General features: G+C 72.5%; 10 protein-coding genes. 6 read left to right on the top strand and 4 right to left on the bottom strand.

Translation table 11 applies throughout. The features are described 5' to 3' along the window. Window positions 1-69 precede the first annotated feature (69 nt). The 3 genes from ACFYY2_RS33240 to ACFYY2_RS33230 all read left to right on the top strand — a co-directional run bounded on the left by ACFYY2_RS33240 (window position 70) and on the right by ACFYY2_RS33230 (window position 2,184). Window positions 70-645, top strand: a complete 576-nt coding sequence (locus tag ACFYY2_RS33240; RefSeq protein ID WP_388750051.1) for an SAV_6107 family HEPN domain-containing protein — start codon at window positions 70-72, stop codon at window positions 643-645. 75 nt (window positions 646-720) lie between these two features. Further along, on the top strand, window positions 721-1,479 hold the full coding sequence (locus ACFYY2_RS33235; protein WP_388750048.1) for a methyltransferase: 759 nt from the start codon (window positions 721-723) through the stop codon (window positions 1,477-1,479). Window positions 1,480-1,779: 300 nt separating this feature from the next. Beyond that, window positions 1,780-2,184, top strand: a complete 405-nt coding sequence (locus ACFYY2_RS33230) for a DUF3040 domain-containing protein (RefSeq protein ID WP_327119462.1) — start codon at window positions 1,780-1,782, stop codon at window positions 2,182-2,184. A gap of 313 nt (window positions 2,185-2,497) precedes the next feature. Here ACFYY2_RS33230 and ACFYY2_RS33225 read toward each other — a convergent pair whose 3' ends face one another. From ACFYY2_RS33225 to ACFYY2_RS33210, 4 genes are all read right to left on the bottom strand, one after another. Continuing rightward, window positions 2,498-4,918, bottom strand: a complete 2,421-nt coding sequence (locus ACFYY2_RS33225; RefSeq protein ID WP_388750046.1) for a transglutaminaseTgpA domain-containing protein — start codon at window positions 4,916-4,918, stop codon at window positions 2,498-2,500. Beyond that, window positions 4,915-6,285 (bottom strand): DUF58 domain-containing protein, encoded by a 1,371-nt coding sequence (locus ACFYY2_RS33220; RefSeq protein WP_388750043.1) that lies wholly within the window; start codon window positions 6,283-6,285, stop codon window positions 4,915-4,917. The genes ACFYY2_RS33225 and ACFYY2_RS33220 overlap by 4 nt, the downstream gene beginning before the upstream one ends. After that, complete coding sequence (locus ACFYY2_RS33215) at window positions 6,285-7,331, bottom strand: AAA family ATPase (RefSeq protein ID WP_388750040.1); 1,047 nt, start codon at window positions 7,329-7,331, stop codon at window positions 6,285-6,287. Before ACFYY2_RS33215 ends, ACFYY2_RS33220 begins: the two co-directional genes overlap by 1 nt. 195 nt (window positions 7,332-7,526) lie before the next feature. Continuing rightward, a complete protein-coding gene (locus ACFYY2_RS33210) occupies window positions 7,527-8,081 on the bottom strand; it encodes a beta-class carbonic anhydrase (protein WP_388750037.1) in 555 nt (184 codons plus the stop codon). A 399-nt stretch (window positions 8,082-8,480) separates the two neighbouring features. Here ACFYY2_RS33210 and rsmH point away from each other — a divergent pair, with 399 nt between their 5' ends. From rsmH to ACFYY2_RS33195, 3 genes are read left to right on the top strand one after another with little or no spacing between them, the layout of a single operon-like run. Next, entirely contained in the window at window positions 8,481-9,452 is a 972-nt protein-coding gene (gene rsmH, locus ACFYY2_RS33205; protein ID WP_388750035.1) for a 16S rRNA (cytosine(1402)-N(4))-methyltransferase RsmH, read from the top strand. Between the two features lie 49 nt (window positions 9,453-9,501). Continuing rightward, complete coding sequence (locus ACFYY2_RS33200; RefSeq protein WP_388750032.1) at window positions 9,502-10,038, top strand: septum formation initiator family protein; 537 nt, start codon at window positions 9,502-9,504, stop codon at window positions 10,036-10,038. 4 nt (window positions 10,039-10,042) lie between these two features. Then, on the top strand, window positions 10,043-12,031 hold the full coding sequence (locus tag ACFYY2_RS33195) for a peptidoglycan D,D-transpeptidase FtsI family protein (protein WP_388750029.1): 1,989 nt from the start codon (window positions 10,043-10,045) through the stop codon (window positions 12,029-12,031). Window positions 12,032-12,041 lie beyond the last annotated feature (10 nt).

Here is a 12,041-nt window from a genome sequence, read left to right as displayed (position 1 = left end):
TGTCAGTGGGTGTCGTCAGAGTGGGTACATACGGCTACGGAGCCGTCACACGACGACAGGAGGTTCGTCATGGCCAGCTCGTCCGCAGCAGCCGCACCGCGGCGCCGCACAGGCAGCCCTGCCCCCTCACTGACCGGTCCGGCAACCGACGTCCACCCCGTGCTGCGCCGCACCACGGCCCCGCCCGCCGCTCTCGATCTGCTCCTCCAGGCCCACACCGGCCTGGAGGAGGCCGCCGTCCTCGACGTCCCGAACGAGCGGTACGCCACCGCACACCTCGCCGCGCTGCGCACCGCGGCCGCGGTCCTCGCCGCCCGGGGCAGGCCCGAGACGAGCAGGCGCCGCCGGGAGCGGATCCGCAGCGCCTGGGAGGTGCTCCCGGAGATCGCGCCCGAACTCGCCGAGTGGAGCGCCCTGTTCGCCTCCGGAGCCCGGCGCAGGGCGCGCGCGGAGGCCGGCATACCCGGCGCGGCCACCGGCCGCGACGCCGACGACCTGCTGCGTGACGCGGCGATGTTCCTGCGCCTCGTCGAGCGGCTCCTCGTCCTCCAGCCGGTCCTTCCCCAGCCCCGGAAGGACCTGCCCCGACAGCCGCCGGGGCGGGGCGCGACGAGCGGTGACCGGGCGGGTGGCACGAGGCAATAGGGTGGAGGGCCCGTACCACCTGCACCGTTCACGGTCCGCCGTCCGTGGCGGCACCGTGCCGAGGAGTCAACTGCCGTGTCGGACCAGCTGCGCCCCCGCGCCTCACTCCGTACCGCCGTGGTCTGGGACGTCCTCAGGGACGCCCTGGAGCGCCGGGTCAAGGCGACCGGCAGGGGAGCCCTGGACGTGCTGGACACCGGCGGAGGCACCGGCAACTTCGCGGTGCCCGTCGCCCGGCTCGGCCACCGGGTGACGGTCGTCGACCCCAGCCCCAACGCGCTGTTCGCCCTGGAGCGCCGCGCGGACGAGGCGGGGGTCGCCGACAGGGTCCGCGGTGTCCAGGGCGACGTCCTCGGCCTGTTCGAGGTCGTCGACCGCGCGGGCTACGACGCGGTGCTGTGCCACGGCGTCCTGGAGTACGTCGACGACCCCGCCGAGGGCGTGCGGAACGCGGTGGAGGCACTGCGCCCGTCCGGAGCGCTCAGCCTCCTCGCCGCCGGCCTCGGCGGAGCCGTCCTGGCCAGGGCGCTCGCCGGACACTTCGCCGAGGCCCGCACGGCGCTGACGGACCCCGCCGGCCGCTGGGGCGACGGTGACCCCGTGCCCCGCAGGTTCACCGCCGACCAGCTCGCCGGACTCGTCGCGGACGCCGGCATGGAGGTCGGCTCCGTCCACGGCGTGCGCGTCTTCTCCGACCTCGTCCCGGGCGTGCTCGTGGACACCGAGCCGGGCGCGATGGAGGAGCTGCTCAGGCTGGAGGCGGCCGTCGCGGAGCTGCCGGCGTTCCACTCGGTGGCGACCCAGCTGCACGTTCTGGGGGAGAAGCGCGCCTGAGCCGGACGGGGACCCCGCCCGGACCGGGCCGTGGAGCGACCGGAGCACGGCTGATCAGCAACGCAGCTGCAGACGGAGTACGGCTCAGAACCTCCCATCGGGCCGCGGGCCCCGTATGATCGGGTGACACCATCCGGCATGACGGATCGGAGGTCGGGGAATCTACGCCTCAGCAGCCGAGCCGACATGGCGGTCCGGACTGGCTATGGCTAGAGGGCGGGTTTCACGGGGGCGAATCCCTGCCTATCCTGGAAGGGCCGCATACCGGTCGCCCCCGCGGCCGACGACGAGGAGGATCCCGTGCCGCTCTCGGAGCACGAGCAGCGAATGCTCGAGCAGATGGAGCGAGCGCTGTACGCCGAAGATCCCAAGTTCGCTACAGCGCTTGAGGGAAGCGGGCTGCGCAGGTACACCCGGCGACGGGTCTACCAGGCGGTGGCCGGTTTTCTGGTGGGTATCGCGCTCCTCATGGCCGGAATGGTCTTCCAGCAGACCTGGGTCAGCGTGGCGGGATTCCTCGTCATGCTGGGCTGCGCCGTGCTGGCGGTCACCGGGTGGCGTAAAGCGCCCAAGCCCGGTGAGCAGCAGCCGGCCGGGAACGCGAGCGGGGGCGGAGGCGAAAGCCGACACCCCAGGCAGCGCCGGTCCATGATGAACCGGATCGAACAGCGGTGGCAGCGCCGCCGCGACGAACAGGGCCAGTGAGCTCTCCGCTCTCCGGCCGGTGGCTCTAGCCGCTGTGCCCGGACGCGGACCGCACACGACGAGAACTTGACGCTGGACCTCACAGTGAGGGGCGGCCGCAGACTGCGGCCGCCCCTCACGCGTTTCCCCACGGGTACGCGGGCGGCAGAAGAGAGTGGCCAGAGCCACACGGCGGATTCCGGCGGCCTCCTGGGAGTCCGAGCACGGCCGCGCCGCACCCGGGGTCCGAAGAGGGGAGAGCCCCTCTTCGGACCCCGGACCCCCGGGCAAGGGGCCCCCGGCAGGGGGCCGGCCTTCCGGGTCAGCCCTCGGGTCAGCCCTCCTGGCGTGACGGACGGCGCAGCCTGGCGGCCCAGCCGGCGCGCCCCACCCGGTCGGACCAGAGCCGGCCGATTTCCGCCCTGCGTTCGGACACGGCCCATATCACCCGAACGGCGGAACGCGGCGCCAGCGTCGCCCGCAGCCTGCCCCATCGCCCTGCCGCCGCCCACAGCCCTGCCCGTACCGCCCGGACGTCCTCGGCGGATCCGTCCGCGGGCCGGGGCTCGGGTGCGTACAGCACCTGTTCCACGGCCCCGGCCACCCGATGGGCTGCCGCGGCAGCCGCGGGGTCGATGCCGCCCAGCCGCACGAGGCGTGCCGCGGCCTTCCGGGGGGTCTGCGAATCATCCGGCGCGATGCCGTGATCCCAGGCCGTGTCGGTCATCTCGCGCCACACGGCCATGACCCGGGCGGTGGCGTCCGCCGGAGTACGTCCCTCCGAGTGGCCGAGCCGCCGGGTGCGGAGCCGCAGCCGCCAGAACATCGGCAGGAACGGGACCGTGAGCACCAGCAGAACGCCGAGCCCCCACAGAGCCGCCCCTGCGCCCCCGGCACCCGAGCCGCCGGAATCCAACGCCCCGGCAGCAGCGGAAGCACCGCACTCACCCTCGCGGCGCAACTGAACCGGGCAGGATTCCGAGGCCGTGGGGGCGGCCGTCGGTGCCACGGACGAGCTCTCCGTCGGAGCCGTCGGATCGCTCGGGTCCTGTGTGGGAGCGTCGGGCCGGGTGTAGGACGGGGTGCTGCCCCGCGAGGGAGTCGGCTCGAAGCGGGTCCAGCCCACCCCCTGGAAGTACAGCTCGGGCCAGGCGTGCGCGTCCCGAAGGCCCACCGACACGGAGCCGTCCGCCTGGACGGTGCCGGGGGTGAAACCCACCGCGACCCGGGCCGGGATGCCGAGAGTCCTCGCCATCGCGGCCATCGTGGAGGAGAAGTGGACGCAGAAGCCCTCCTTGTCCTTCAGGAACCGCTCGATGGCCGCGGTGCCGGTACCCGACGTCACCGTCGTGTCGTAGCGGAAACCGCCCCCGGAGGCGAACCAGTCCTGCAGCTTCACGGCCGCTTCGTAGTCTCCCGAGGCACCCTCGGTCACCCGCTTCGCCGTCCTGGCGACGACGTCCGGCAGCGAACGGGGGACCCGGGTGTACTCGCCCAGCAGGTCCGACGGCGGCGCCAGGGCGTCGGCGAGCTGCGCGGCCGTCGGCTCGACGACCAGGCTGCTCACCTCGTACCGGGCACCGCGCGTCGTCTGGCCGTCGTCACCGACGAGGGTGCGCCCCTCCGGTTCGAACCTCCAGCGGCCCCGGACGTCCACCTCGCTCGCCGGGTAGGGGAGCGGCAGATACGTCTGCGCGTAGGAACGCGACGCGGAGAAGTTGGTCCTGACCTCGGTGACCGTGACGTCCTGGCCCAGCCCTGCCGGCTGCGGCAGCCTGTCCGGGACGTCCGTCAGCTTGCGGGTGGACGGGCGCCACTCACCCCCGCTGAACTGGTCCAGGGCCAGGATGCGGAGGTAGAAGTCCTGCGGATCGGCGGCATTGGACCGATAGGAGATCACCTCCCGGTTCTCCGGCTGGTTCAGGTTGTTCTGCAGGGACACCAGCGGGTTGACCGCGGAGATCGTGCCTCCGCCGCTGCCCCGCCCCGACGCACCGCCCGTGCCGCCCAGGAGCCCGCCGTCCAGCGCCGGCAGCGCCGCGGGAACGGCCAGCGCCACCCCGAGGGCCACCGCGCCGATGCGCCGGCCCGTCCGGACCGGGGCCATGGCTCTCCCCGGTCCCTCCAGACCTGCCGCCAGGCCCCCCGACGTACGGGACACACCGCCGAACACGCGCCCCCACCGGGACAGCCGGTCCCGGCCCTCGGCGAGCAGGAGCAGCAGATAGCCGCACGCCGCGAGCAGGAACCAGAGCCACCCCGCCCCGCCGTCCGACAGCCCCGCGGCGACCGAGTAGAGCGCGAGGAGCGGCAGCCCGGCCGGGGCGGCGGCACGGAAGGTCACCGCGAGGACGTCCACCGCCAGCCCGATCAGCAGCACACCGCCGATCAGCATCAGCCGGATGCCGTCCGTCGCCGGTGCGGGAATCGCGTACCGGCTGACGTCGTCCCCGCCCTCGGTGAGCAGTTCGGCGAGCCGCCGGACCGCCTCGGGGCCGGGCAGCACACCGAACAGGGCCTGGTCCCGCGCGAAGGCCACGGTGAGCGACACCAGGGTGGCGAGCACCTGGAGCGAGACCGTCAGGATCCGGGCGAGCGACATCCGGCGGGCGAGCGTGCCCACGCCGGTCTGGAGCGCCACCAGGAAGGCGGCCTGCAGGACCCATTTCGAGGGCTCGACCAGGGGCAGCAGGGCGCCCGCCGCCATCATCGTGGCCGCGAAGGCGCACAGCGCCAGCCGGGTACGTCCGCTCATGACCGGTCCTCCGGGAATCCCGCCGACGGGCCGGCCGCGGCGTGCGCGTCGTAGCGCTGCCGGCCGGCCTGCTGCCACAGCTGCGGGAGTCCGGCCCCGGGCGGCACGGGCACCACCGTCCACCCCGCCTCGCGCAGCAGCCGCAGGCGGCCGGAGTCCGGTGCGTGGGAGACCGCCGCCCGGCCGTGCGCCCAGTCGTCGCCGTCCAGCACGAAGGCGACGGCCCCGCGGCTGCGCTGTCGCATCCGGGCCGCCATTGCCGCCTGTTCCTCGTCGAGATCACCGAAGAACGCCACCAGAAGTCCCTCGTTCGTGCCGCGCAGCACGTCGTGCGCGCGGGAGAGCCCGCCCCCGTCGGAGTGGTCGACGACCGCGAGGGTGTCCATCATCAGGCCCGCGGAGTCGGCGGAGTCCTGCGTCGATCCGGCGAAGCCGTCGCCGCTCCCGTCCGGCACCGCGTGTCCGTCGTCGGTCAGCAGACGCACGGCGAAGCCGCGCTCCAGCATGTGCACCAGCACGGAGGCGGCCCCGGACACCGCCCACTCGAAGGCGGAGTCCGGTCCGGCGTCCTGGTAGGCGATCCGCCGGGTGTCCAGCAGGACCGTGCACCTGGCCCGCTGCGGCTGTTCCTCACGACGCACCATCAGCTCGCCGTAGCGCGCGGTGGACCGCCAGTGCACCCGGCGCATGTCGTCCCCGTGCCGGTAGCCGCGCGGGATGAGGTCGTCCTCGCCCGCCAGCGCCGACGACCTCTGTCTCCCGTCGCCGTAGCCCGAGGCCTCCCCGGTCAGCCGCAGCGGGGAGAGGGGCACGGTGCGGGGGATGACCACGAGGGTGTCGTAGGCGCCGAAGGAACGGGTCAGCTCGCACATCCCGAACGGGTCGCTGAGCCGCAGCTGCAGCGGACCCAGCGGGTAGCGCCCGCGCAGGTCGGACCGGACGCGGTAGGACACCTCCCGCACACCGCCCGCCTCCACGCGGTCCAGCACGAAGCGGGGCCGGGGGCCCAGTACGTACGGAACGCTGTCCTGGAGCATCAGCAGACCGGTGGGCAGCCGGGACACGTTGTCCATCCGCAGATGGACCCGTGCCTCCGAGCCGACCGGCACCCGGGAGGGCGACAGCCGCCGACTGCCCGACACCTGGTAGCGGGTGCGGTGGAGCACGGTGACGCAGATCAGGGGCAGCACGGCCAGCAGCAGGCCGACCCGCAGGAGGTCACCCTGGCCCAGCACGTAGGCGCAGGCGGCCGCCGCGACACCGGCCGCCAGGAAGGACCGGCCCCGGGTCGTGAGTCCGCCCAGAGCCGCTCGCAGGCCGCCCTTGTCGTCGCCGTTCTCCACCGGACCGGGGATCCCGGCCGCCATCACAGCCGCCGCGCGCCGGGCTGCCCGCCGAACACCGGGCTGCCGGGCCGGTGCTGCGGCTGTGCCGGCGCGGCCACGCCGCCCGACGTCGGCACCGGAGTGCGCTGCAGGATGTCCAGCACGACCTGCTCGGCGGTACGGCGGTTGAGCTGGGCCTGCGCCGTGGGCAGGAGACGGTGGGCGAGCACCGCGACGGCGAGCGCCTGGACGTCGTCCGGGAGGGCGTAGTCCCGCCCGGCCAGGGCGGCCGAGGCCTTGGCCGCCCGCAGCAGGTGCAGCGTGGCCCGCGGGGACGCCCCGAGTCTGAGGTCCGCGTGCTGCCGGGTCGCCGCCACCAGCTGCACGGCGTACCGCCGGACGGACTCGGCGACGTGGACCGTGCGCACCGCTTCGATCAGCTTCACGATGTCGTGCGCGTGCGCCACCGGCTGCAGGTCGTCCAGCGGTGAGGCCCCGCCGTGGACGTCGAGCATCTGGAGCTCGGCCTCCGCGCTGGGGTAGCCGATCGACACCCGTGCCATGAACCGGTCGCGCTGGGCCTCGGGCAGCGGGTAGGTGCCCTCCATCTCCACCGGGTTCTGGGTGGCCACGACCATGAAGGGGTCGGGCAGTTCGTAGGTGTGGCCGTCGATGGTGACCTGGCGCTCCTCCATCGACTCCAGGAGCGCCGACTGCGTCTTCGGCGAGGCGCGGTTGATCTCGTCGCCGATCACGATCTGGGCGAAGATCGCCCCCGGTTTGAACTCGAAGTCCCGCCGCTGCTGATCGAAGATCGACACCCCGGTGATGTCCGAGGGCAGCAGGTCGGGAGTGAACTGGATACGGCGCACCGAGCAGTCGATGGAACGTGCCAGCGCCTTGGCCAGCATCGTCTTGCCGACCCCGGGCACGTCCTCGATCAGGAGGTGCCCCTCGGCCAGCAGCACGGTCAGAGAAAGCCGCACGACCTCAGGCTTGCCCTCGATCACACCTTCGACCGACCTGCGCACCCGCTCCACGGTGGTCGTCAGATCTGTGAGGCTCGCTCGATCGTCATAGGTCGTCACCCGGCCCTCCTCGGCCCTTGTGCACGGACGGCGGCACAGGACTGCCCGGCCCGCCCCGAGATACGGACACCCTCCGGAGGACCCGGAGAGATGTCACACCCGCATTCTTGTTGCCGTTACCGCTTCGTGTCACTCGCCTGTGGACAACTGAGGGCGGTATGCCGGATGTGGTCCGTATGTCGGGGCGGGAGGAGCTCAGGACGCGGGGAGGATCTCGCGCAGCCTGCCCGTCTTCACGTCGAAGACGAAGCCGCGGATGTCGTCCGTGTGCAGGAGGAACGGCGAGGTGCGCACGCGCTGCATCGACTGCCGCACGTCCTGGTCGGCGTCGGAGTAGGCCTCCACCGCCCAGACCGGGCGCTGGCCGACCTCGAGCTCCAGCTCCTGCCGGAAACCCTCGGTCAGCGACTCGAGGCCGCAGTTCGTGTGGTGGATGAGGACGACGCTGCGGGTGCCGAGCGCCCGCTGGCTGATGGTCAGCGACCGGATGACGTCGTCGGTCACCACACCGCCCGCGTTGCGGATGGTGTGGCAGTCGCCGAGTTCGAGGCCGAGGGCGGCGTGGAGATCGAGGCGGGCGTCCATGCACGCGACCACGGCCACGTGCAGCACCGGCCGCGCGTCCATGCCCGGGTCGGTGAACGCCTCGGCGTAACGGCCGTTCAGTTCGACGAGCCGGTCGGTGACGGTCCCTCCGGACCGTGCGACGGAGGAATCGGTCTCGGCGGGAGACTGCGCAGAAGTCGACATGGTGATGACGTTAGCGGCCACATTCGTTCGTGGCGTGCTGCGGGGCGGGACAAAGAGCGTCAACGAGTCGTGTTGTGAGGTAACCCACAAGACTCATACGCACGGACCCGGCCGGGTGACGTCGCGGTGCCGCCACGCGCTGCACCGGTTCGTTGATCCGGAATGGATCGGATGGCAGGGTGGACTAAAGTGACGCGAAGTTACCGACACGCCTGCACATTCTGCATATTTCTACATGTTTTCGCGTTCCCGTGATGTGCGGCGTACATGCGGCCCGGCCCTTGCCCGCTCGCGGTCGGCCGACGCCTCCTTCCCCGGCGCCGGCAGACCTCCCCTTCCGAGCGGGCGGGGACCAGACCGCACGTGCGGCCGTCACGGGACAGAGCCTGAGAGGGCGCTTTGAGCCAGACCCGCCACGTCCCGGTGATGCTCCAGCGATGCCTGGACCTGTTGGCCCCGGCTCTGGAGGCGACGGGCCCGGGGGGAGCGCCCCCGGTCGTCGTGGACTGCACCCTCGGGCTCGGCGGGCACAGCGAGGCGCTGCTCGCCGCCTTTCCGGACGTCCGGCTGATCGCCCTGGACCGCGACAAGGAGGCGCTGCGGCTCTCCGGCGAACGCCTCGCCCCCTACGGCGACCGCGCCACCCTGGTGCACGCCGTCTACGACGAACTCCCCGACGTGCTCGACCGGCTGGGGATCCCGAAGGTCCAGGGCGTCCTCTTCGACCTGGGCGTCTCCTCGATGCAGCTGGACGAGGCCGACCGCGGGTTCGCCTACGCGCAGGACGCTCCGCTCGACATGCGCATGGACCAGACGACCGGAATCGGCGCGGCCGAGGTGCTCAACACCTACCCGCCGGGCGAACTGGTCAGGATCCTGCGTGCGTACGGCGAGGAGAAGCAGGCCAAGAGAATCGTCTCGGCCGTCGTGCGCGAACGCGAGAAGGAGCCCTTCAGCAACAGCGCCCGCCTCGTGGAGCTGATCAGGGACTCCCTGCCGCAGGCCGCCAAGCGCACCGGCGGCAACCCGGCCAAGCGCACCTTCCAGGCGCTGCGGATCGAGGTCAACGGCGAACTCACCGTGCTGGAGCGGGCCGTTCCGGCGGCGGTCGGCAGTCTCGCCGTCGGCGGCCGGATCGCCGTCCTGTCCTACCACTCCCTGGAGGACCGGCTGGTCAAGCAGGTGTTCGCGGCCGGTGCCGCGAACACGGCGCCGCCCGGACTGCCCGTGGTCCCCGAGCGTTACCAGCCCCGTCTGAAGCTGCTGACCCGCGGAGCCGAACTGCCCACCGAGGAGGAGGTGGCCGAGAACAGGCGCGCCGCCCCCGCCCGGCTACGAGGCGCCCAGCGGATCCGGGAGGAGGAGCGATGAGCGGTTCCCGTACGACCCGCCGCACGCCGGGAGGACCGGTGGCGCAGCGGTGACCAGGACGGCCGAGCAGGCGAAGGGGCGAGCGGGCCGGCTCGCCCGGCTCATGCCGTCGGGGCCGAGCACCGCCGCCCGGACCCCTTTCGTCCTCCTGGTCGTGCTCCTGCTCGCCGGTGGCCTGATCTCGCTGCTGCTGCTCAACTCGGCGCTCAACGAGGGATCGTTCAGGCTGAGCAAGCTGAAGCGGGAGACCACCGAGCTCACCGACGAGCAGCAGGCCCTGCAGCGCGGCGTCGACAGCTACTCCGAGCCCGACGCCCTGGAACGCAGGGCCAGGGAGCTCGGCATGGTCCCGGGCGGCAGCCCCGCCTTCCTGAACCCCGACGGCAGCGTGCGCGGAGTGCGCGAACGGGCCACGGCCGATCCCTCGCCCGTCACCGTCCCGGTCCCGGCACCGACGAAGAGCGAGCCCGGCCCGACGGCCCTCCCTACCCCGGCCGGCTCCTCGCCCCCGCCGCCGGCCCCGGACTCGGCGGCCCCGGCGACGCAGACACCGACGACTTCGCCCCCGATCAGCCCCGGCAGGTGACGCAGTGCCGTCCAAGGAACCGCCGCGCCGACGTGTGCCCGGCCCCGCGCGCTCCCGTAACGCGTCCGGATCCGGCCGTCCGCGCCCGGCCGTACGCCCCGAGGCGCGGCGCACCCGGCGTCCGGCCGTCACGAAGCGGCGGGGCGGCTCCCAGCAGTCCATCCGCCTCGGCAGCCCGCGTCCCCGGCTGCGCCTGATCAGCCTGTGCCTCACCCTCGTCATGCTGGCCTTCGTCGTGCGGCTGCTCCAGGTCCAGGCCGTGGACGCCGGCGCCTACTCGGCCATGGCCCAGAAGAACCGCTACCTCGAGTACACGATCGCCGCCGAGCGCGGCGAGATCACCGACCGCAGCGGCATCGCCCTGGCCACCAGCGTGGACGCCCACGACATCACCGCCGACCCGAAGCTCTTCACCCCCGAGGAGAGCAAGGCCCCGGACGCGCCGCAGCAGGCGGCGGCCCTCCTCGCGCCCATCCTCGACGAGGACGCCGCCGAGCTCGCGAAGAAGCTCTCCGCCCCCAGGAGCCGCTACACCGTCCTGGCACGGCGGCAGACCCCCCAGGTCTGGAAGCAGATCAAGGACCTCAAGACGGTCTTCGCGGAGAAGGCCGCCGAGGACAGGGCGAAGGGCGGTCCCGGTGCGAACGTACTGGCCGGGGTCCTCCAGGAGCCGACGACCAAGCGGGTCTACCCGAACGGGGATCTGGCCGCCGGGATACTGGGCTTCGTCAACGCCGAGGGCAAGGGCGGCGGCGGCCTGGAGGCACAGCTGAACAAGCGGCTCCAGGGCGAGGACGGCAAGATCCGGTACGCCCAGGCCAACGGGCGCCGCGTGCCGACCGCGGGATCCAAGGAGATCCCGGCGGTCGCCGGCACCGACGTCGAGCTGACGATCGACCGCGACATCCAGTGGGCCGCCCAGCGGGCCATGGCGGACCAGGTCGAGAAGTCGAAGGCGGACCGCGGCTACGTGATCGTGCAGAACACGAAGACCGGCGAGGTCCTGGCCATGGCGAACGCCCCCGGTTACGACCCGAACGACCTCACGCGCAGCGACTCCACCGCCCTCGGCAACGCGGCGCTCCAGGACGTCTACGAGCCCGGCTCCACGAGCAAGGTCATGTCCATGGCCGCGGTGCTGGAGGAAGGGGTCGCCACACCCGGTACGCACGTGACCGTGCCCAACCGGCTGCACCGCGGCGACCGGCTCTTCAGGGACGACATCGACCACCCCACCTGGTATCTCACGCTCAACGGCGTACTCGCGAAGTCGAGCAACATCGGCACCATCCTGGCCACCGGCCAGCTCGGGAAGACCCAGGGCGAGGCCAACAAGGTCCTGCACTCCTACCTGCGCAAATTCGGCATCGGCAGCGTCACGGGCCTCGACTACCCGGGCGAGTCCCCGGGCATCCTCGCCAAGCCGCAGGACTGGTCGACCTCCCAGCAGTTCACGATCCCCTTCGGCCAGGGGCTCTCGCTCAACGCCATGCAGGCCGCGTCCGTCTACCAGACCATCGCCAACGGCGGGGTCCGGATCGAGCCGACCCTGGTGCGCGGGAGCAAGGACGGCGAAGGCCGCTACACGGCGTCCGAGGCGCCGAAGCGCACCCGGGTGGTCAGCGAGAAGACCGCCAGGACCCTGGCGAAGATGCTGGAGTCCGTGGTGGACGACCGGGAGGGCACCGGCGTCAAGGCGCACATCCAGGGCTACCGGGTCGCGGGCAAGACGGGCACGGCCAACCGTGTGGATCCCGTACGCGGCGTCTACAAGGGCTACACCGCCTCCTTCGCCGGCTTCGCCCCCGCCGACGACCCGCAGATCGCCGTCTACTGCGCCATCCAGAACCCCACCCGGGGCAGCTACTTCGGCGGCCAGATCTGCGGACCGATCTACAAGAAGGTCATGGAGTTCGCCCTCAAGACCCTCCAGACCGCGCCGTCCGGCAGCGATCCCGCACGGCTTCCGGTCTCCTTCGAACCCGGCGAGTGACTCGGGGAGC

This window comes from Streptomyces sp. NPDC001822, from assembly GCF_042892135.1.
Lineage (GTDB): Bacteria > Actinomycetota > Actinomycetes > Streptomycetales > Streptomycetaceae > Streptomyces.
The sequence above is the reverse complement of the archived record's forward strand: the minus strand, read 5'-3'. Positions and strand labels throughout refer to the sequence as shown.